Origin of the sequence: Streptomyces sp. Alt3 (assembly GCF_030719215.1) — a bacterium.
GTDB lineage: Bacteria > Actinomycetota > Actinomycetes > Streptomycetales > Streptomycetaceae > Streptomyces > Streptomyces glycanivorans.
On the sequence record NZ_CP120983.1, the window covers coordinates 2,550,992 to 2,571,656 of the forward strand.

21 protein-coding genes and 1 riboswitch are annotated in these 20,665 nt (G+C 70.5%); of the genes, 6 read left to right on the forward strand and 15 right to left on the reverse strand.

The features are described 5' to 3' along the window. Window positions 1-58 precede the first annotated feature (58 nt). Entirely contained in the window at window positions 59-751 is a 693-nt protein-coding gene (locus P8A20_RS10715; RefSeq protein WP_147959619.1) for an N-acetylmuramoyl-L-alanine amidase, read from the forward strand. On the opposite strand, the gene P8A20_RS10720 is transcribed toward P8A20_RS10715, so the two are convergent. Next, window positions 744-1,913 (reverse strand): cysteine desulfurase family protein, encoded by a 1,170-nt coding sequence (locus P8A20_RS10720; RefSeq protein ID WP_306103402.1) that lies wholly within the window; start codon window positions 1,911-1,913, stop codon window positions 744-746. The two genes, P8A20_RS10715 and P8A20_RS10720, sit on opposite strands and share 8 nt — an antisense overlap. 118 nt (window positions 1,914-2,031) lie before the next feature. After that, window positions 2,032-3,831 (reverse strand): serine/threonine-protein kinase, encoded by a 1,800-nt coding sequence (locus P8A20_RS10725; protein WP_147960461.1) that lies wholly within the window; start codon window positions 3,829-3,831, stop codon window positions 2,032-2,034. A gap of 148 nt (window positions 3,832-3,979) precedes the next feature. Between P8A20_RS10725 and P8A20_RS10730 the strand changes: the two genes are divergently transcribed. Beyond that, window positions 3,980-4,573: a TetR/AcrR family transcriptional regulator gene (locus tag P8A20_RS10730; RefSeq protein ID WP_306103403.1), complete on the forward strand. Its 594-nt coding sequence runs from the start codon at window positions 3,980-3,982 to the stop codon at window positions 4,571-4,573. A gap of 105 nt (window positions 4,574-4,678) precedes the next feature. Here the strand turns inward: P8A20_RS10730 and P8A20_RS10735 are convergent, their stop codons facing one another. After that, on the reverse strand, window positions 4,679-5,005 hold the full coding sequence (locus P8A20_RS10735; protein ID WP_147959616.1) for a DUF4190 domain-containing protein: 327 nt from the start codon (window positions 5,003-5,005) through the stop codon (window positions 4,679-4,681). An 18-nt stretch (window positions 5,006-5,023) separates the two neighbouring features. Beyond that, window positions 5,024-5,179, reverse strand: coding sequence for a hypothetical protein (locus P8A20_RS10740; RefSeq protein ID WP_030635372.1), 156 nt, complete (start codon window positions 5,177-5,179; stop codon window positions 5,024-5,026). 104 nt (window positions 5,180-5,283) lie between these two features. On the opposite strand from P8A20_RS10740, the gene P8A20_RS10745 reads away from it, so the two are divergent. Both P8A20_RS10745 and P8A20_RS10750 read left to right on the forward strand, forming a co-directional pair. After that, a complete protein-coding gene (locus tag P8A20_RS10745) occupies window positions 5,284-5,907 on the forward strand; it encodes a TetR family transcriptional regulator (RefSeq protein ID WP_147959615.1) in 624 nt (207 codons plus the stop codon). 10 nt (window positions 5,908-5,917) lie between these two features. Further along, window positions 5,918-6,751, forward strand: a complete 834-nt coding sequence (locus P8A20_RS10750) for an alpha/beta fold hydrolase (RefSeq protein WP_147959614.1) — start codon at window positions 5,918-5,920, stop codon at window positions 6,749-6,751. On the opposite strand, the gene P8A20_RS10755 is transcribed toward P8A20_RS10750, so the two are convergent. The 11 genes from P8A20_RS10755 to P8A20_RS10805 all read right to left on the reverse strand — a co-directional run bounded on the left by P8A20_RS10755 (window position 6,723) and on the right by P8A20_RS10805 (window position 18,641). After that, window positions 6,723-7,694: a helix-turn-helix transcriptional regulator gene (locus tag P8A20_RS10755; protein ID WP_147959613.1), complete on the reverse strand. Its 972-nt coding sequence runs from the start codon at window positions 7,692-7,694 to the stop codon at window positions 6,723-6,725. The genes P8A20_RS10750 and P8A20_RS10755 overlap by 29 nt on opposite strands. Window positions 7,695-7,714: 20 nt before the next feature. After that, entirely contained in the window at window positions 7,715-8,581 is an 867-nt protein-coding gene (locus tag P8A20_RS10760) for a thioesterase family protein (RefSeq protein WP_306103404.1), read from the reverse strand. Window positions 8,582-8,632: 51 nt separating this feature from the next. Then, window positions 8,633-9,304, reverse strand: a complete 672-nt coding sequence (locus tag P8A20_RS10765) for a trimeric intracellular cation channel family protein (RefSeq protein ID WP_147959611.1) — start codon at window positions 9,302-9,304, stop codon at window positions 8,633-8,635. 18 nt (window positions 9,305-9,322) lie between these two features. Continuing rightward, window positions 9,323-10,678 (reverse strand): ABC transporter ATP-binding protein, encoded by a 1,356-nt coding sequence (locus P8A20_RS10770; protein WP_306103405.1) that lies wholly within the window; start codon window positions 10,676-10,678, stop codon window positions 9,323-9,325. Beyond that, entirely contained in the window at window positions 10,675-11,763 is a 1,089-nt protein-coding gene (locus tag P8A20_RS10775) for an ABC transporter ATP-binding protein (protein WP_306103406.1), read from the reverse strand. Before P8A20_RS10775 ends, P8A20_RS10770 begins: the two co-directional genes overlap by 4 nt. After that, window positions 11,760-12,749 (reverse strand): ABC transporter permease, encoded by a 990-nt coding sequence (locus P8A20_RS10780; RefSeq protein WP_187282149.1) that lies wholly within the window; start codon window positions 12,747-12,749, stop codon window positions 11,760-11,762. Before P8A20_RS10780 ends, P8A20_RS10775 begins: the two co-directional genes overlap by 4 nt. Window positions 12,750-12,839: 90 nt before the next feature. Then, a complete protein-coding gene (locus P8A20_RS10785; RefSeq protein WP_147959608.1) occupies window positions 12,840-14,600 on the reverse strand; it encodes an ABC transporter substrate-binding protein in 1,761 nt (586 codons plus the stop codon). A gap of 44 nt (window positions 14,601-14,644) precedes the next feature. Then, a complete protein-coding gene (locus tag P8A20_RS10790) occupies window positions 14,645-15,637 on the reverse strand; it encodes an ABC transporter permease (protein ID WP_147959607.1) in 993 nt (330 codons plus the stop codon). Between the two features lie 350 nt (window positions 15,638-15,987). Then, the gene (locus tag P8A20_RS10795; protein WP_371606765.1) at window positions 15,988-16,800 is read right to left on the reverse strand and encodes an enhanced serine sensitivity protein SseB C-terminal domain-containing protein; all 813 of its coding nucleotides are present in this window, start codon (window positions 16,798-16,800) and stop codon (window positions 15,988-15,990) included. Between the two features lie 163 nt (window positions 16,801-16,963). Beyond that, window positions 16,964-17,740, reverse strand: a complete 777-nt coding sequence (locus P8A20_RS10800; RefSeq protein ID WP_306103408.1) for an enhanced serine sensitivity protein SseB — start codon at window positions 17,738-17,740, stop codon at window positions 16,964-16,966. Between the two features lie 205 nt (window positions 17,741-17,945). Then, complete coding sequence (locus P8A20_RS10805; RefSeq protein WP_306103409.1) at window positions 17,946-18,641, reverse strand: AAA family ATPase; 696 nt, start codon at window positions 18,639-18,641, stop codon at window positions 17,946-17,948. A 174-nt stretch (window positions 18,642-18,815) separates the two neighbouring features. After that, window positions 18,816-18,913: riboswitch (glycine riboswitch) on the forward strand. 167 nt (window positions 18,914-19,080) lie between these two features. On the opposite strand from P8A20_RS10805, the gene gcvT reads away from it, so the two are divergent. Both gcvT and gcvH read left to right on the forward strand, forming a co-directional pair. Beyond that, window positions 19,081-20,196 (forward strand): glycine cleavage system aminomethyltransferase GcvT, encoded by a 1,116-nt coding sequence (gene gcvT, locus P8A20_RS10810; protein WP_147959603.1) that lies wholly within the window; start codon window positions 19,081-19,083, stop codon window positions 20,194-20,196. A gap of 91 nt (window positions 20,197-20,287) precedes the next feature. Then, window positions 20,288-20,665 (forward strand): glycine cleavage system protein GcvH, encoded by a 378-nt coding sequence (gcvH, locus tag P8A20_RS10815; protein ID WP_147959602.1) that lies wholly within the window; start codon window positions 20,288-20,290, stop codon window positions 20,663-20,665.

A 20,665-nucleotide genomic window follows, 5' to 3' on the forward strand; every position in this document is an offset into this window, starting at 1 on the left:
TTCTCCAGAGTACGGGGCCCCGGGAACCGAATGCTCTCGGATAAGCGTTGTGGAGCACATGGGGAACAATGGGAATGCCGGATCACCGGGCGAAGGCCCTGGTCACGGCATCAGTCGCCGCACACTGCTGATCGGTGGCGGTGCGGTGGCGGCGGCGGGCACGGCCGCTCTGGCCGCGGAGGAGGTGCGGCGCCTCTGGTGGCGGGTGCCGGGTGTCGAGAAGCCGCGCAAGGACGGGGAGCTGGACTACGCCCCGGCGCAGTGGGTCGCGGCCTCCGAGGCGAACTGGCGGCGGGCCGACCGCCCCGACGACTACGGCGTGGACCGGGTGATCGTCCATGTCACCCAGGGCAGCTACGCCAGCGCGGTCAAGGTCTTCCAGGACCCTGCGCACCAGGCGGCGACGCACTACATCGTCGGGCAGAACGGCCGTGTGACCCAGATGATCCGCGAGCTGGACGTGGCGTACCACGCGGGTAACCGCTCGTTCAACGAGCGGAGCGTCGGTATCGAGCACGAGGGCTTCGTGGACCGCCCGCAGGACTTCACGGCGGCGATGTACGCGTCCTCCGCGGAGCTGACGGCGGCGATATGCAAGCGGTACGACATCCCGATGGACCGCGAGCACATCATCGGGCACGTCGAGGTCCCGGGCACGGACCACACCGATCCCGGGCCGCACTGGGACTGGCCCCGCTACATGAAGCTGGTGCGCGCGGCGTCCACGGGCGGCGGGGCGCGGGCTAGCTGAGCCCGGCCGTCCTGGCCCGCTCGACGGCGGGGCCGATCGCCCGCGCGAGGTCGTCCACGTCCCGCGCGGTCGAGGTGTGACCGAGCGAGAAGCGCAGCGTGCCGCGCGCCAGGTCGGGATCGGTGCCGGTGGCCAGCAGCACATGGCTGGGCTGGGCGATGCCCGCGGTGCACGCGGATCCCGTGGAGCAGGCGATGCCCTGGGCGTCGAGCAGCAGCAGGAGGGAGTCGCCCTCGCAGCCCGGGAAGCTGAAGTGGGCGTTGGCGGGGAGCCGGCCGCCCGGAGCGGGGTCGCCCCCGAGAAGGGCGTCGGGAACGGCCTTCAGGACGGCGGCCGCGAGCTCGTCCCGGAGTGCGCCGACCTCGCGGGCGAAGTCCTCGCGTCCGTCGGCGGCGTGCCGTCCGGCCACGGCGAACGCGGCCACGGCGGGTACGTCGAGCGTGCCGGAGCGCACGTGCCGCTCCTGTCCGCCGCCGTGCAGGACGGGCACGGGTGTCTGGTCGCGCCCGAGCAGCAGCGCGCCGATGCCGACCGGGCCGCCGATCTTGTGCGCGCTGACCGTCATCGCGGCAAGCCCGGAACGGGCGAAGTCGACCTCCAGCTGCCCGAACGCCTGCACCGCGTCGGCGTGCATGGGGACACCGAACTCGTCGGCGACCTCGGCGAGTTCTCGTATCGGCATGACGGTGCCGATCTCGTTGTTGGCCCACATCACGGTGATGAGCGCGACATCGTCCGGGTCACGGACGAGCGCCTCCCGCAGCGCCTCCGGGTGCACCCGTCCGTGGGCGTCGACCGGGAGGTATTCGACGGTGGCACCCTCGTGCTCCGCGAGCCAGTCCACGGCGTCCAGGACGGCGTGGTGCTCCACGGGACTGGCCAGGACCCGGGTGCGCCGGGGGTCGGCGTCGCGCCGGGACCAGTAGAGGCCCTTCACGGCGAGGTTGTCGGCCTCGGTTCCGCCCGAGGTCAGGACCACCTCGCTGGGGCGTGCGCCGAGCGCTTCGGCGAGGGTCTCTCTGGACTCCTCGACGGTACGGCGGGCCCGGCGCCCGGCAGCGTGCAGGGAGGACGCGTTGCCGGTGACGGCGAGGTGCGCGGTCATCGCCGCGATCGCCTCCGGAAGCATCGGCGTGGTCGCGGCGTGGTCGAGGTAAGCCATGGTGGTGACGATTCTACGAGTCCGTGGCGCGGGGTGTGCCGAGGGCGGTGCGGGCCACCGGCCCCCTGCTCGTGGCGGGCCGCCCTCGGGCGCCCCCGGAGCGCTCCGGCAGCGCTCCTCAGAGGACCGTCCAGCGCTGGGACTCCGCGCCCGAGCACAGGCCGGCCACGAGGCCCCCGTTACCCGCTCCGAGGCAGCCCCCGGTGCCGACGCTCACAAGGGTGCTTCCCGACCCCGCACGCCAGCGGCGTGACGCGTCCTCGTTGCACGAGAGCAGCAGGATCCCTCCGGCGCCCGCGCTGAGGCACGTCCTGCCCGACTCGTGGACGAGTTGGAAGGATCCTCCGGACACGGCCCGGACGCCCCAGACGGACCCCGACCCGTCGCAGTCGCCGGTGGTCGGGTAGCCGTTGTACGCGGCGACGAGGCACTTGCCGTTCCCGCCGTTGCGATAGCGGTGGTTCCCGGAGGGTGCGGTGCCTCCGGAGCTGGACCCACCGGAGGCGGTGGACCCGCCCGAGGTGCTGGAACCACCGGACGTACCGGACCCGCCCGAGGTGCTGGAGTCGCCGGACGTGCCGGAACCACCGGAGCCGTCCTGGGAACCGCCCCCCGCGTCACCGGCTCCCGGGGCCGGTGCGGAAGCGTCGTCCGCGGTGCCGTCTCCCTCCTCGGCCTCCTCGCCCCTCTCGCCCTTCTCCTTGTCCTTCTCCCTGTCCGCCGGCGACTTCTCCGGTGACGCCGAGCCGGACGGGCTCGCAGCCGAGGAGGAGACACCGGGCAGGGCCGGAGCCGAGGCCGACGGCCCACCGGCCGCGTGGTCGTCCGCACCGAAGGTGTAGGGCAGCAGCTGAAAGGCGAGCGTGGCTCCGCCCACGGCCACGACGACCGGCACGACGGCGAAGAAGACGCGGGTACGCCGCCTCCGCTCAGGCTTCGGGCGGGCCTTCTGTCCCAGCCGCAGTGTTTCCACGGAGACGGGCGGCGGCAGTTCGATCTCCTGGACGTGCGCCGCGAAGGCGGCCTTCTCCGCGAGGTTCCCGCTGATGGATTCCGGCCACGGAGGAGCTGTGAACGGCCCGTGCTCGGTGGCGATCCGTACCAGCTCGGACGCTGTGGGACGGGCCCCGGTGTCCTTGTCGAGGCAGGCGGCGACGACCTCGGCGAGCGCGGGGTCGAGCGCCCGCACCGCTTCGAGGTCGGGCTGCTCGTGCACGATGCGGTAGAGCACGGCGTGGCCGGACTCCTCGCCGAAGGGCGGGCTGCCGCCGGCCGCGTACGCGATGACGGAGCCCAGCGCGAACACGTCGGCGGCGCCGGTCAGGTCGCGTTTCGTCGCGGCCTGTTCGGGAGCCATGTAGGCGGGGGTGCCGACCACCATGCCGGTTCTGGTCAGCAGGCTCTGGTCGGTGGCGCGGGCCACACCGAAGTCGATGACCGTGGCGCCCTCGACCGTCAGCATCACGTTGGACGGTTTGAGATCCCGGTGCACCATCGCGAGGTCGTGCACCGGGACCAGCCCCTTGGCGGCCTCACGCAGCAGCAGCCACACGGTCTCCGCGGGTAGCGGGCCCTTGTGCAGCGCGAGGGCCTCGCTCAGGGTGAGCCCGGGGACGTACGCGGTCGCGAGCCAGGGGGGTCGCGCGTCGCGGTCGCTGGCGATCAGCGGGGCGGTGGCCTCCGCGGGCAGCTTGGCGAGGTTGTCCAGCTCGTGTCCGAAGCGTCGGACGAAGTCCTGGTCCTCACCCACGATCGAGGGCAGCACCTGTTTGACGGCGACGTACCGGCCCTCGTGGACGCCGAGGTACACACGCCCCATGCCGCCGGAGCCGAGCCGGCCTGCGAGCGGGATCCCGCCGATCTGCTGTGGATCGTCCGCTCCCAGCGGCCTGGCTCCACTGCCCGTCAGGTCCAACACGCCCACACCGACTCCCCGTGACACACCTTTTCCGTACCGGAGGAAGTCTGACCAGTGGATACTGGGAGTGGAGGCATATTCTAGAAAAACACTCCAGAAATTCACCGCGGAAGAGACGCGCCTCACGAACCACAGGGACGGCCACTCGATGAGCCCCAAGCAGCACCGCGGCGAAGTCACTTCCGATCTGCTCCTGGAAGCCGCGCTGCGCGTGTTCGTCGAGTCGGGTGAACAGGGCCTCACGGTCAACGCGGTCATCCGGACCAGCGGCGTCAGCCTGGGCAGCCTCTACCACCACTTCGGCAGCCTCGACGGACTGATAGGCGCGCTCAGTCACCGTTGGCTGGACCGGCTGCTGGGCGAGTTGACCAAGGCCCTGCGGAACGCCGGCACGGCGCGTGCGGGCATCGCCGGCGCCGTGGAGGCCTACCTGACCTTCATCCAGGAACACCGGGGGCCTGCCCTGCTCCTGCATTCCCCCCTCGCCGACCGCAAGGGGATGGCACGGGGCAGGGAATTCCGGGACGCCCAGGAGGCAAGGGTCTCCGAAGTGGCTCTCTGGGTCCGGCAGGGCGTGGATTCCGGGGAACTGGCCCCGCTCCCCCTGCCGTTGATCGAGTCGCTGGTGCTGGGCCCCGTCGTCGCGGTCGCCCGTAGGTCGCTGTCGGGCATCGACGACGTCGATCTCGACCAGGCGGCGCGCCTCCTGCCCGAGCAGATCTGGCGGTCGGTCCGCGCGTAGGACCAAACCGAGGGCGGGGATCGAACCGGGAGGGGTCGCGGCCGTCGCGCCGGGGCAGGTCAGTCCGCGGCAGTGTCGCGGCTCGTCGCGCCGGAAGGGGCGGGGTCAGCCCGCGAGGCCCCAGGAGACGGTGCCGTTGCTCGTGACCAGGACGGCCAGGACCACCAGGTCGGCGACACCGAGGGCCAGGCCGAGCAGGGCGCGGCCACGGCGGGCGGTGCGGCGGGCGAGCGCGATGACCGCCATCACGATGGCGACCGGCCCGAGCAGGATGTTCATCACCAGGAGACCGAGCAGCCCGAGGACGAACGAGGCGACGGCGAGCCCGTCGGCCTCACGGCCGGCCGGACGACTGCCGACGGCGGAGGAAGCGGAGGAGGCGTCGGCGGGGCGGGCGTCGCGCGGCGCGGTGCGTGCGGTGGTGAGTGCCATGCTGTGGGCTCCTTCGCGTCAGCGGGTGCGGCGGGCGAGGCGTTCACGGACGCCGAAGACCGCCAGCCAGAGGCCGATCACGGCCGCGGCGGCCAGGGCCACGGGGAGCGGAAGGTGTGCGACCGCTCCGAGGACGACCCCCAGCAGGAGCAGGGCGGCGACGAGGACGAGCATGTCCGGCCTTTCTGCGAGCTTTGAGAGTACGACTGTTCACTGACTTACGAGTCTAAACCCTTCGGCCCTTCCAAGGCTCGGAGAACGGTTGTTTACTGAATGGCATGAGTCACACCATCGGCATTCGTCAGGCCCAGAAACTGAAGACGCGTCAGGCGCTGCTCGACGCGTCACTGGAGCTGCTGGAACACCAGAGCCTGAGCAGCCTGGGCCTGCGTGAGGTGACGCGGGCCGTGGGCGTGACCCCGACCGCCTTCTACCGCCACTTCGACGGCACCGCCGCACTGGGCGTGGCCCTTGTCGAGGAGACCCTGGGGAGCCTGCACGGCATGATCGGCGCGATCCTCGCCGACACGGGGGACAGCGAGGAGCGCCTCGACCGCAGTGTCGGACTGATAGCAGGTCATGTAACCGCCCAGCCGGCCCACTTCCGCTTCATCGCCCGCGAACAGCACGGCGGCGTCGGGCAGGTGCGCGAGGCCATCGCCGCCCAGCTGCGCGGCTTCGCCGTGGAGGTCGCCGAAGTCCTGTCCTCGGAGCCCGAGTCGGCGGGCTGGGACCGGGAGGACCTGCTGATGCTGGGTGGGCTGTACGTCGACCACATGGTGCTCACCGCGTCGGCCCTGCTGGACGCCGGCCCGGACGGCGAGCAGGAGGTCGTCCGGGTGGCTCGGCGCCGGCTGCGTCTGGTCACGCTGGGCCGGGCCCACTGGCTGGACACGCCGTAGGGTCGGCCCCATGAGCGACTGGACACTCGACCGGACCTTCACCAGCTCCTCGGGCGAGGTGCGCTGGACCGCCCTCGGCCCGGAACAGGCCCCACCCGTCGTCCTGGTCCACGGCACGCCCTTCTCCTCGTACGTCTGGCGGGGCATCGCGCGGGGGCTCGCCCAGGACCACCGCGTCCACGTGTGGGATCTCCCGGGGTACGGCGCCTCCGCGCAGTACCCCGGCCAGGACGTGTCGCTGGGTGCCCAGGCCCGGGTGCTCACCGAGCTCCTCGGCCACTGGGGGCTCGGCCGGCCCGCCGTGGTCGCCCATGACTTCGGCGGCTGCGTCTCCCTCCGCGCCCACCTCCTGCACGGTGCCCGCTACGGGCGTCTGGCCCTGGTCGATCCGGTGGCGCTGGCCCCGTGGGGTTCGCCCGCCTACCGGCTGCTCGGCGGAGAGGCCGAGGTCTTCGGCGCTCTGTCGCCGGAGCTGCACCGTGCGCTGGTGACCGAGTACGTGAGCTCGGCGAGCCATCAGGGGCTGCACCCCACGGTGCTGGACCGGCTGGTCGCCCCCTGGTGCACCGAGGCCGGGCAGCCCGCGTTCTACCGGCAGATCGCCCAGAACGACCAGCGCTTCACCGACGAGATCCAGCACCGCTACGGAGAGCTGGATCTGCCCGTACTGATCTGCTGGGGCACGGAGGACACCTGGATCCCGGTCGCCCGCGGCCATGAGCTGGCCGGGCTCGTCCCCGGCGCCGAACTTCGGCTGATCGAGGGGGCGGGGCACCTCGTCCAGGAGGACGCGCCGGCCGAACTCACCGCCGCTCTCAGCCGTTTCCTGCGTACAGCCGTGTGACGGCCGCCGCGGCCTCGGCGATCACGCGGCGCGCTTCCGGGGGCGACAGCACTTCGAGGTTCGGGCCGAAGGAGAGCAGGGACCGCGCCCACGCGAGCTCCGGCACGGCGAGCTCGGCCAGCAGCCACTCCCCCGCCGATTCGCCCTGGGGCTCCGGCCTGCCGGTCAGCACCCCCGCGTGGAGGCGTACGAACAGGTCCAGCCGGGAACGGTGCACGCGCACCCGGAGCCGCACGTCCCCCGGCCGCTCCTCGACCTGCCGGCGCAGTTCCTCCCAGACGTCGACGGGCTCCACCCCGGCCCTGCGGACCACGGGCTCCTCGGTGAGCACGGCCCGCTCCACCCGGTCGGCACGGAAGAGGCGGGGAGCGCCCTCCAGGTCGGCGATCAGATACCAGACACCCGCCTTCACGACGAGGCCGTAGGGATCGACGGTGCGGACACGCGGGGTCGTCGTGCCGCTGTGCCGGTAGTGCAGCAGGAGCCGCCTGTCGGCGAAGACCGCGTCGTGCAGTTCGCCCACGTCGACGGCGGCGTGCGGTCCGCTCATCCAGCGGACCGGGTCCACCAGGATGCGGCGGCTGGTCTGTTCGGCGGCGGGCCGGTGCGGGGCGGGGAGGGCCGCCATCACCTTGCGCAGGGCGGACGCGAGGGCGGCGTCCAGTCCGAGGGCGGCGTGTGCCCCCTGCGCGGCGAGCACGAACAGGGCGCGCGCCTCGTCGGCGGTCAGCCCTGTGACATCGGTACGGAAGCCCGGCAGCAGCGCGATGCCACCGTTGCGCCCCCGCTCCGCGTACACGGGCACACCGGCCGCCGACAGCGCCTCGACGTCCCGGTAGATGGTGCGTACGGAGACTTCGAGGCGCTCGGCCAGCTCGCCGGCCGGAACCGTGCCGCGGGTCTGGAGCAGCAGGAGGACGGAGAGCAGCCGGTCGGATTTCACCGCACCATCATGGCGCGGGGTCAGCCCCGGGGTGCGCGGGCCAGCTGGCGGGACTGCGCGACGAGGCGGCCGGCACTGTCCCACACGTCCGCGTCCTCCTCCAGGAAGCCGCCCGCGAGATTACGGGTGGTGATGGAGACACGCAGCGGTCCCGGGGCCGGCCTGCAGCGGATGTGGGCGGTGAGCTCGACGGTGGGCGTCCAGCCCTTCAGCCCCAGTTCGAAGGAGGTGGGCGGCAGGGCGTCCACGGTGAGGAGCAGCGAGAGCGGATCGGCGTCACGGCCGTCCGCCAGTCCGAACCAGCCCCGCATCTCGCCCCTGCCCGACGGTGCGCCGACGGCCCAGCCGACCGTCGCCGGGTCGAGCCTGATGTCCAGCCGCTCGGTGATGGCGGAGCTGCCGGGGATCACCGATGCCCCGTCGCTCGTTCCGAGGCACCGCTCCAGGGGCGGGATCGCCGGGGGCTCGGCCGATGTACGGACGTCGTCGCTCAGCCCGTCCAGATCGCCGTAGGTGGCCAGCACCCGGATGCGCTCGATCTCCGTGCCGTCCTCGGCGAACTGGAAGAGCGAGGCCTCGCCGGTGGAGAGCGTGCGCCCGCTGCGGACCACCTGGGTACGGATCACGGCGGGGCCGGGGACCGAGGCGGTGAGGTAGTGCGCGGAGACCGAGAAGGGGTCGGAGTGCGGCAGTGCCTCGCCGAGTGCGCGGCCGAGCAGGGCGAGCAGGTAGCCGCCGTTGACCGCGTGGATGATCGTCCAGCCCGCGGAGAGCTCGGCGTCGTAGACGCCCTCCTCCCGGAGCGTGACGGCGGTGTCGCGGTCGAACTCGCTGTCACCGATGGTCGCCTGTACCGCGCGCGACTCCTGCGCTGCTGCCTGTGCCATGGCATGCACGGTACACCGATCGTATTACTGAGCGGTAGCTTTTTGTTGCCGTCAGATGACGGTCGCGTTCTCCTCGGCCCTGGCCGAGCGCCGGTTCCAAGCCCTCGGCGCCCTCCAGTGGAAGCGCATGGCCAGCAGCCGCAGGACGAACGCGGCAAGCGCGGCGGCGCCGCTGGTGTAGGCGTTGAGCGTCTCGAACCGGATGCAGAGGACCACCATCACGGCGCCGACGATCGCGGGGACGGCGTACAGGTCACGGTCCCAGCGCAGCAGCGAGGGCACCTCGTTGGCCAGGACGTCGCGCAGCACACCGCCGCCGACCGCGGTGGCCAGTCCGAGGGCGGCGGACGAGGTGAGGCCGAGGCCGTACTCGTACGCCTTGACCGTGCCGGCCACGCAGAAGAGACCGAGGCCCGCAGCGTCGAAGACGTTGACGCCGACCTGGATGCGTTCGACGTGCGGATGCAGGAAGAACACCAGGCCGGCGGCGATCAGCGGGGTCAGGAAGTAGCCGAGATCCGTGAAGGCCGCCGGGGGGATGGCCCCGATCATGACGTCACGGAAGATCCCCCCGCCCAGCGCTGTCACCTCGGCGAGGACCGCGATGCCGAAGACATCGAAGTTCTTGCGGACGGCGAGCAGGGCGCCCGAGATCGCGAAGACGAAGATTCCGACGATGTCGAGCGCATGCTGGACGGAGGGGGTGAAGAGTTCGTTGAGCACCGGGCAATTGTGCCCGTACTACTCCTTCGGCTCGCCCTTCGCGTCGGTGGACGGGACGGCATCGTCCTTGGCGTCGGGCACGGAGGCGGGCTCGGCGGCCTTGTCCGGTCCGTCCGGCGCGGCGGGCTCGGCGGGCTCGGCGGGCTTCTCCGCCCCTCCGGCCTTCTCCTCTTCCGGCTTCGCAGCCCCTCCGGCCTTCTCCTCTTCCGGCTTCGCAGCCGCTTCGGTCTTCGCAGCCACCTCCGGCTTCGCAGCCGCAGCCGCTGCCGGCTCAGCCGTGCCCGCCGACTTCACGGTGATGACGTCCGCGACGAGCGGCGCGTCCCCCGGCGCCTGGTCCTCGCCGTTCTCCGGGTGGTGGCACGCCACCTGGTGCCCGGTCTTCAGCTGGAGCAGCGGCGGCTCGGTGGTCTTGCAGACCTGCGTCGCCTTCCAGCACCGGGTGTGGAAGCGGCAGCCGCTCGGAGGCGAGATCGGCGACGGCACGTCGCCCTTGAGCAGGATGCGGTCGCTCTTGGCTCCGCGCCGGCGCGGGTCGGGGACCGGGACGGCCGACATGAGCGCCGTGGTGTAAGGGTGCATCGGCGCCTCGTAGAGCGAGGTGCGGTCCGCGAGTTCGACGATCTTGCCGAGGTACATGACCGCGATCCGGTCCGAGACATGGCGGATGACCGAGAGGTCGTGCGCGATGATCATGTACGTGAGCCCGAGCTCGTCCTGGAGGTCGTCCAGCAGGTTCACCACCTGCGCCTGGATCGACACGTCCAGCGCCGAGACCGGCTCGTCCGCGACGACCAGCTTCGGCTTCAGTGCGAGCGCACGCGCGATGCCGATGCGCTGGCGCTGGCCGCCGGAGAACTCGTGCGGGTAGCGGTTGTAGTGCTCGGGGTTGAGCCCCACGAGCTCCAGCAGCCGCTGGACCTCCGCCTTCACACCGCCCTCGGGCTTGACGCCCTGGAGCCGGAAGGGGGTTCCGACGATGCCGCCGACCGTGTGGCGCGGGTTCAGCGAGCCGTACGGGTCCTGGAAGATCATCTGGATGTCGCGGCGCATCGGGCGCAGCCGCCCGGCCGACATGTGGGTGATGTCGCGCCCCTGGAACTCGACCTTGCCGCCGGTCGGCTCCAGCAGTCGGGTCACCAGCCGGCCCATGGTCGACTTGCCGCAGCCCGACTCACCGACGACGCCCAGGGTCTCCCCGGGGCGCACGTCGAAGGTGAGACCGTCCACGGCCTGGACCGCGCCGACCTTGCGCTTCAGCACACCCTTGGTGATCGGGAAGTGCTTGACGAGGCCGTCGACCTTGAGGAGCGGCTCGGACCCGTCGGGCCCGGCCTCGGAAGACACGGAAGTCTTCTTGTTCGGATCAGTCACAGCTTCGGCGCAATCTCTTCGGTCCAGATACGGTCGCGCTGCTCACGCGACATGTGGCACGCGGAGTAGTGCCCGTCGCTGACCTGCTGCAGCTCCGGACGCTCGGTGCGGGTGATGTTGTCCGGCGGGACGTCGGCGTACGGGCACCGCGGGTGGAACGCACAGCCCGACGGGACGTTGATGAGGCTGGGCGGGGAGCCCTTGACCGGGATGAGCCGGTCGGTCTGCTCGCGGTCGATGCGGGGCATCGAGCCCAGCAGGCCCCAGGTGTAGGGGTGCTGGGGCTCGTAGAACACCTTCTCGGCGCTGCCGCGCTCGATGCAGCGTCCCGCGTACATCACGAGCAGGTTGTCCGCGATCTCGGCGACGACACCGAGGTCATGGGTGATCATGACGACCGCGGAGCCGAACTCCTTCTGCAGGTCGCGGATCAGGTCGAGGATCTGCGCCTGGACGGTGACGTCGAGGGCGGTCGTCGGCTCGTCCGCGATGAGCAGCTGCGGGTTGTTGACCAGGGCCATGGCGATCATCGCGCGCTGGCGCATACCGCCGGAGAACTGGTGCGGGTAGTCCTCGTAGCGCCGGTGCGGCTCGGGGATGCCCACACGGTCGAGCATCTCGATCGCGCGCTTCTTCGCGGTCTTCTTGTCGACCTTGTTGTGGACCCGGTGGGCCTCGACGATCTGCGCGCCGATGCTGTAGTACGGGTGCAGGGCGGACAGCGGGTCCTGGAAGATCATGGCCATCTTCTGGCCGCGGAGCGCGCGCACCCGCTCGGGGCCGGCGCCGATGAGCTCCTCGCCGTCGAGCCAGATCTCACCGCCGATCCGGGCACGCTCCGAGGTGTGGAGCCCCATGATCCCCAGGGAGGTCACGGACTTGCCGGAGCCGGACTCGCCGACGATGCCGAGGGTCTGGCCGGCCTTCAGGTCGAAGCTGACGCCGTCGACGGACTTGACCAGGCCGTCGTCGGTGTCGAAGTGGACGCTGAGGTTGCGTACGGACAGGAATTCCTTGTCGTCGCCGGACCTCTGCGCCGGAACGGTGTCCGCCGCCGGGGAGTCCTTCTTGATTGCGTCGCTCATGAGAGCCTCACCCGGGGGTCGATCGCGGCGTACACGAGGTCCACCAGCAGGTTGCAGATGACGATGAAGAAGGCCGCGACCAGGGTCACGCCCATCACCTTGGGCAGGTCGGCGGTGGTGACGCCCTGGATGGCGAAGGCACCCAGCCCCTGGAAGGAGAAGACCCGCTCGGTGATGACCGCGCCGCCGAGCAGCAGCGCGAAGTCCATGCCGAAGATGGTGACGAGCGGGGTGAGCGCGGAGCGCAGGCCGTGCTTGACGACCACCTTGCGTTCCTTGAGGCCCTTGGCCCGCGCGGTTCTGATGTAGTCCTCGCCCATCGTCTCCAGCATCCCCGCCCGGGTGAGCCGGGCGTAGAGCGCGGAGTACAGCAGGGCGAGTGTGCACCAGGGCAGGACCAGGCTGCCCGCCCACTCCAGGGGACTGTCGGCGAACGGCACGTACTCCCCGTTGCCGAACAGCGCCAGCACGACGAGGCCGGTGAAGAACATCGGCAGCGAGACACCGGCGAGGGCGACGCCCATGGAGAGCCGGTCGAAGAACGAGCCCCGCTTGAGGGCGGAGACGACGCCGATCGCGACACCGGAGACGACCCAGATGACAGCGGCACCGACGGCCAGCGACAGGGTGACCGGGACACGGTCGACGAGCTGCGGCCAGATCTCGGTGTGGGTCTTGAAGGAGTAGCCGAAGCAGGGGGCGTTGCAGGTGACCGGGTCGGGACCGAACTGGTAGTCGGCGCCGACGACGATGCCCTTCACGAAGTTCCAGTACTGCAGGTAGAGGGGCTGGTCGAGCCCCAGGTTCTTCTTGACCGCGGCGATGACGTCGGGGTCGGGGCTCTTCCCGACGTACTGGGCGGCCATCGAGTCGAGGGTCTGTCCGCCGAGGCGGGGTACCAGGAAGAAGATCGCGAATGTGACTGCGCTGACCACCAGCAGCAGCAACACCGCGGCGAATACGCGTCGAATGATGTACGCAGCCACAGCCGTGCGGCGCCGGGCGGGCGGACGGGGTACGCCCGCCGGCCCGGCGCCTTCACCTGCCTTTCAGGGGATGCTGTCGATGAACAGGTGTTACTTGGTGGACGTCATCAGCACGTAGTCGTACATGCCGAGGTACGCGTCCGTGACCGTGACGTTCGCCGCCGAGTCCGGGCGGTAGAGCAGGTTCTTGCGGTAGAAGAGCGGAACGACCGAGGCGTTCTCCATGACCTTCTGGTCGACCTCGCCCCACGTGGCGTTGCGCGCCGTGGTGTCGACGGTGCCGATGCCCTTGACGAGGAGCTCGTTGATCGCCTTGTCGTCGAGCTCCATCAGGTTCGTGCCACCGGACGGCTTGATGGCCGATCCGTTCACGATCTGGTCGAGGAAGCCGAAGCCGGTCGGCCAGTCGGCGCCCCAGGCCATCATCATCATGCCCGCGTTGTTCTTGTGGACCCAGTCCGGGACACCGGCGAAGTCCGTGAAGTACTTGTCCGCGGGGAACTGCTTGATCTCGGCGGTGACGCCGATCGCCTTCAGGCTGCCCTGGAGCTGCGTGGCGGCGGTGATCTCGTCAGGACGGTCGGAGCGCGCCGTCAGCGTGGTCTTGAAGCCCTTGGGCTGACCGCACTTGGCCAGGTGCTCCTTGGCCTTGGCGACGTCGCCCTTGTTGCCCTCGGACGGGTACAGGTCGAACTTCTTGTACCCGGCGACGGTCGGGGGGATGACCGTGGTGGCCGGGTCGCCCTTGACCGAGCCGCCGATCGAGTCGACCATGCTCTGCTTGTCGACGGCGTACTGGACGGCCTTGCGGCAGTCGGCGTTGTCGAACGGCTTCACGTTGACGTTCAGCGCCAGGTACTGCAGGGCGCCGGCGTACGGGTTGTCCGTCTTGGCCTTCTCCGAGGCCTTGACCAGGACCTTGGGCTGGGTCTTGGACTGCAGACCCGTGCCCTCGGCGCCCACGGTGATGGCGTCGTTGAGCAGGTGGTCGTCGATCGTCGTCGCGTTGACGTTGAACTTGAGCTCGACCTTGTCCGCGAGCGCCTTGCGGATCGGGTCCGACTTCGGGTCCCACTCCGGGTTGCGGACCAGGGTCGCGCCCTTGCTCTCGTCGTACGCCGAGAACTTGTACGGACCCGAGGAGACCATCTTCTGGACGTAGCTGGCGCCCGTGTCGGCCTTCTGCGGGACCGGAGCGGTCTGCGAGAAGGCGGCGAGGTAGTCCATGTCCGCGAACGGCTTGTTGAGCTTGAAGACGATCGTGTAGTCGTCCGGCGTCTCGATGGACTTGAGGCCCTCGGCCGACTTGTCCTTGTACGGGCCCTTGTACTTGTCGCCGCCCTCGAGGTAGGCCTTGAAGTACGTCGGACCGTTGGACAGGGCCTCCGGCGCGAAGTTGGAGCGCTCGACGGCGTACTTGACGTCCTTCGAGGTGACCTCGGTGCCGTCCTCGTACTTCACGCCCTTGCGGAGCGTGTACGTCCAGGTCTTGGCGTCGGCGCTGGCCTTGCCGAGGCTGGTCGCGAGGTCGGGGACGACCTCCAGGCTCTCCTTGCCGGCGGCCGGCTTGAAGGTCACCAGGGAACGGCCGTACAGGCGGGAGAAGTTCTGCACCCAGCCGTAGTACGTGTTGCCGGGGTCGAGGGAGTCCGGGCCACTCGCGTGCTCCAGAGTGACCGTTCCCCCCTTCTTGTCGGTCGCGTTGACGATGCTCGTCAGACCGGCGTCCGCCTTGGCGTTGCCCCCACCGCCGTTGCTGTCACCGCCCGAGTCGCTGCCGCTGCAGGCCGATGCGCCGAGCGAAACCGCTACGGCCACGGCTATGGCCGCTGCTGTCTTTCTGTTCTGCATGCTGAGGAAAGCCCCCTCGCTAGTCCGGTGCGGCGATGCCGCGATTACTTGCCACGAGGGTCGAGTGCGTCACGCAGCCCGTCCCCCAGCAGATTGAAGGCCAGCACGGTGATGAAGATCGCCATACCGGGGATGACCATGAACATCGGGTCCACCTCGTAGAGGTCGACCGCCTGCGTGAGCATGCCGCCCCAGGAAGCCTGCGGCGGGGCGATACCGACACCGAGGAAGGACAGGGATGCCTCGAAGAGGATGTTCGTGGGGATCAGCAGCGTCGCGTACACGAGGATCGGCGCGATCAGGTTCGGCAGGAGCTCGCGGAAGAGGATGAACGGGCCGCGTGCGCCCAGCGACCTGGCGGCCTCGACGAACTCGCGCTCGCGCAGCGACAGGGTCTGCGCACGGACGATGCGGCCGATGTAGGGCCAGCTGAAGAAGCCGATCACGAAGATCAGGACCGCGATCCGCAGCGTGAGCCCTTCCAGCCCGAAGGCGTTGCCCTGCAAGGAGGCGGAGATGGAGATCGCGAAGAGGAGCAGCGGGAAGGCGAGGAAGGTGTCCATCAGCCGGCTGATGAAGCCGTCCACCCAGCCGCCGTAGAACCCGGCCACGACGCCCATGACGACGCCGATGACGACGGAGAGCAGCGTGGAACCGACGGCGACCACGAGGGAGACCCAGGAGCCTTCGAGGATGCGCGCCAGGATGTCGCGTCCGGTCTGCGGCTCGACTCCGAGGGGGTGGTCCCAACTGATGCCGCCGAGGGCACCCTTGGGGGCCAGCATGACCGGGTCGACCAGGCTCTGGTTGAACGCGTTGGGGTCGAGTCCGAGAAGCGACTGCAGCGGCTTGGACAGCATCGCGGTGAGGATCAGCAGCACGACAACGATGCCACCGGCCATCGCGGCCTTGTCCCGCTTGAAGCGCGTCCAGGCGATGCGGCCGAGCGAACGGCCCTCGATCTCCTTACGTCCGGCGCCTTCCAGCACCGTCTCGGGCTGCGCGTCCGCCCGGGTGGTCTCGATCGGTGCCGTCATTGCGTTGGAGACCCCTCTCGGCCGACGGTGGCCGGCCTGTGAACCGCCGCTGTAGCGGCTCTTACGAAATGTGACACAAGTGGTGATGTGCGGCCGAACAGACCCTGTTTGAAAGAGGGGTGCGCCGGGCATGGACCACCTGCTGCGAGGAGTCTTCAACCACTTTGCGATCACCCGCCAGACCTGACGGGGAATGTTTGCATAAACGTGATGCTGCCAAGGGGCTTCCGTTATCCGGACAGCCGTGCTTCGTGAGCGGACCTCTCGGTCACTAATCCGCAATAACGGACATGGCACCCAACTGCGCCGAACCAGCCACCAATTGCCCTCGGCGGTCCGGCCTGCCGTGCTCAGTAGGCGTGCGGGGCGGCGCCGGTGGCAGGCGGGTAGCCGTATCCGGGCGCCGGGGGCGCCTGGACGTGCGCCTCGCGGTCGTAGAAAGGCCGGGCGTTGGCGTTCAGCCACATCGCGACGGGGTCGTACTCGTCGGACAGGGAGACGGTCGAGACGGGCAGCCCGTCGGGGACGACGCCGATCGACTGCTGCATCATCGCGCGGACCGCGTCGACGGACGGCCGGCCGGTGTCGTAGAGGTCGAGCCCGATCGCGAGGTACGGGACGCCGAGCGCGGGCTGCACCCAGGCGCGGCGCAGGGCGCGGACGGCGGGGGTGCGGTGGGCGTTCTGCGACAGCAGGGCGTAGAACTGCGGGATCTCGACGGCGGGTTCGGTGAGCCGCAGCGGCCCCGCGGGCATCCGGTCGAGGCCGGTGGCGATGCGGCGCAGGTCCAGCCAGGGGATGCCCACGCCGCCGCCGGGGGCATGCGGGTTGAGCCAGATGCCCCAGCGGTCGGGGAAGAGGGAACGGGCGATGTCACGTCCGGTGGTCACCTCGTGGGCCCGGTTCCAGCCACTGGCCGAGAGCTCCTGGGCCGAGGTCACGCACGGGGCGTACCCCAGGCCCTCGACCTCCATGTTGCCGTACTGCGCATCGGGGGAACCCGCCGTGCCGTGCCAGAGCAGCATCCAGACCTGGCCGTCCGCCAGGGACCGCAACAGCGCCTCGTACGAGTCGAGGCGCCCGGGGGCCATCTGACGAAGCAGGTGCTCGACCTCTCCCCGAGCGCCCGGCCCCTCCCCCACTCTCGGCTCTGCCGCCCCCATGCCTGACGCACTCACTCCGGGTCCCGCCCCTCTTCGAACCGCTGTCGTGCTTCACGGTGTTGTGGTGCCGCTCCCGGGCACACGGGGCGACCTCGTCATCCAACCAGCTTATGCGCCGCCCCCGACACCGGCTCGACGCCACGGGGTGGCCGAGCCCCTGCTCTCAGTACCCGTCGCGCCGGTAGAACGGGCGGACCTTCTCCAGCATCCAGTCGCCGACCGGATCCTGAGCCACGTCGAGCAGGACGAGGTTGACCGGCCAGGGCACCTGGACCCGGCCCAGCGCGCGCCCCAGGGCGTCCAGCGGAACACCCTGCTCCGCGGCTTCCCGTACGGCGAACTCGACGCCGACGAAGAGGGCGGGGCTGTCGCCCTCGACGCTGGCCAGTACCCGGCGCGCGGTGCTCACCACTCCGGTCCCCTGGAATTCGGCGGACACCGCGGAGAGGAAGTCGACGGGGTCCTCCTTCCAGTCCGGCTCGTACAGCCGCACCCGGCCGCCGCTCGCGGGACCGTCCAGCGGGGTGCGCCCTGCCCGGCAGAGCTCGGCGACGGCGGACGGCGGCAGGGGTACGCCGACGGAACCGCCCGGGTTGACCGCCAGGCCGAGCTGCGGAGGCAGCCCACGGGCGAACTCGCGTGCGGGCGCGACGGTGAAGGAGAGATGGGTGCCGACGCACTGGAGGAACTGCGCCTCGGAGCTGAACACGGGGACGTACGCGCCGCCTTCGATGTCGACCGTCGGCAGGTCGAGGCCGATGCTGTCCGGTCCCCCGCCGTTCGGCAGCGGTACCCAGACATGGCTGCGGCCGAGGACCTCGACCAGCCGTCCGCCTGCCCCGGGCACGCCGAGAGAGGCGCTGAGCGTTTCTTCGAGCTCGTTGGCCGGCCAACCCTGCGACGGATACGACGGGGCCTGGCCCTGAGCCGGAATGTCCACGGTGTCTGTGTCCCTTTCTCGCCATGCTGTGCGGCTGAAACCTTAGACCGGCTTGGACCGCGAGTGCAGTGCCGCAGGCCGGAGCCATGACCGGACCCGCCGGACCGTCCAGATTCCGGACAGCCCACCGGAGGGGCGCGAACTGTGCGTATGCGAACGGTGACCGCCGCCGCCATGCCCTCGCCGCTTCAGGACAGGTCCGGGACTACGCCTGCGGAGGCTGCGGCTCCGGAAACGCGATCACACCGATCGCCGCCGCCGTCTCCCGGTCGAGCAGCACCGCCGAGGCGCACCCCGGTGGCAGCAGTCCGTTCTCCGTGTCGCGCAGCAGCCGGCCGACCGCGCGGCGGTGCCGGGCGAAGGCATAGCCGGACACCCCGCGGCCGCGCTCCCGCTGCCCCTGTCTGGCGACCAGGGGGGTGACGTCGAGCAGGACGAGATGGAGGGCGCTGCCACGGCGCCGGGCCTCGCGTGCCAGCCAGCGCCGCACCCAGGCCTGCGTGCCGCAGTCGTGCACGACGACCGGCCCGCCCGCCCGCAGGGTCCGCAACAGCCCCGCGTAGTGCGCGGCGCGCACCAGGGGACGGTAGAGCGCGTACGGGAGTAAGGCGGGCAGGACGGTCTCCCAGCGGTCCCTGGTGTCCTGGGAGTCGATCGCGTGCTGCCGGGCCGTGCGCCGGATCAGCGTGGACTTCCCGCTGCCGGGCAGCCCCGAGACCACCACCACGTCCCCCGGCGCGAAGTCCAGGCCGAACGGCCCCAGGGGGCCCCGGCCCCGGCCCCGCAGATCACGGACCACCGGCGCGTGCCCGTCCACCAGCTCCCGTGCGGGCACGCCGGACTGCTGGGGCATCGCACCGCTCGCCGCCCCTGCGGTGGTCGCGTAGCGCTGCAACGTCATCGCCATTCCCCCTGCCGAGTCACCCACGGACCTGCCCAAGAAGTGTAAAGAAAAGGTAATGCGGCACAACCGCTTCCGGCCGCACGTGTCGGGACCGGCACCCGTGCGGACCGGGACGCCCCACTCTCCCGCAATGCGTGCGATGATGACCCCGCCAACTGCATACCGGCCGTTTGAATCCGCGCGGGAGAGTCCCGGTCACCGTGTGCGCCGGGCGCCGAAGGAGCAAGTTCCTCCCTTGAATCTCTCAGGCCCCGTACCGCGTGGATGAGGCAGATCTGAAAAGCGGGCCGCTGCGCGGCCCCACCCAAGGTGCAAGCCGACCCTGACGGGGCCGCCCCCGTCAGGACCCTTTCAGGGGCTCTCGGCGAACCTCTCAGGTTCCGATGACAGATGGGGAGGGAACCACCCCCTGTCGTCATGCCCTGGAGCCATGTCCATGAGCACTGCCCCCCGTCTCACCGCCCTCGACGCCCTGCATCGGTCCCTGGGCGCGACCATGACCGACTTCGCCGGCTGGGACATGCCGCTGCGGTACGCCAGCGAGCGCGACGAGCACAACGCCGTACGCACCAGGGCCGGCCTGTTCGACCTGTCCCACATGGGCGAGATCACCGTCACCGGTCCGCAGGCGGCGGCCTTCCTGAGCTACGCGCTGGTCGGCAACATCGCGACCGTGGGCGAGGGCAGGGCCCGCTACACGATGATCGTCGCGCAGGACGGCGGGATCCTGGACGACCTGATCGTGTACCGCCTGGCAGACACCGAGTTCATGGTCGTCGCCAACGCGGGCAACGCCCAGCTCGTCCTGGACACGCTCACCGCGCGCGTCGGCGGCTTCGACGCCGAGGTGCGGGACGACCGCGACGCGTACGCGCTGCTCGCGGTCCAGGGCCCCGACTCACCCGCCGTACTCAAGTCGGTCACGGACGCCGACCTGGACGGACTGAAGTACTACGCCGGGCTCCCCGGAACGGTCGCCGGGGTCCCCGCCCTCATCGCCCGTACGGGCTACACGGGCGAGGACGGCTTCGAGCTCTTCGTGGCCCCCGAGCACGCCGAGCAGCTGTGGAAGGCCCTGACGGAGGCCGGCGCGCCGTACGACCTGATCCCCTGCGGCCTCTCCTGCCGCGACACGCTCCGCCTGGAGGCGGGGATGCCGCTCTACGGGCACGAGCTGACCACCGCGCTGACGCCCTTCGACGCGGGTCTGGGCCGGGTCGTGAAGTTCGAGAAGGAGGGCGACTTCGTCGGCCGCGAGGCGCTGTCCGCCGCCGCGGAGCGCGCGGAGGCGGCCCCGCCGCGCAAGCTCGTCGGCCTGATCGCCGAGGGCCGCCGGGTGCCACGCGCCGGTTACCCCGTCGTGGCCGGCGGGAAGGTCGTCGGCGAGGTCACCTCCGGCGCCCCGTCGCCCACCCTGGGCAAGCCGATCGCCATGGCCTACGTGGACGCGGCGCACGCCGCGCCCGGCACCGAGGGTGTCGGCGTCGACATCCGGGGCACGCACGAGCCGTACGAGGTCGTGGCGCTGCCGTTCTACAAGCGCCGCAAGTAAGGCGGAGCGCCGCCGCACGTGACGCATTCGTGTCTCACACCGTAAGACCACCGTTCATCAGCACTCCCCCGCGTACAGGAGAATTCAGGTCATGAGCAACCCCCAGCAGCTGCGGTACAGCAAGGAGCACGAGTGGCTGTCGGCCCTCGAGGACGGCGTGGCCACGGTCGGTATCACCGAGTTCGCGGCCAACGCGCTCGGTGACGTCGTCTTCGCCCAGCTCCCTGAGGTCGGCGACACGGTGACCGCGGGCGAGACCTGCGGTGAGCTGGAGTCGACCAAGTCGGTCAGCGACCTGTACTCGCCGGTGACCGGCGAGGTGACCGCGGCGAACCAGGACGTCGTGGACGACCCGTCGCTGGTGAACTCCGCTCCCTTCGAGGGCGGCTGGCTGTTCAAGGTGCGCGTCGCGGAAGAGCCGGACGACCTTCTCTCCGCCGACGAGTACACCGCGTTCTCCGGCAACTGA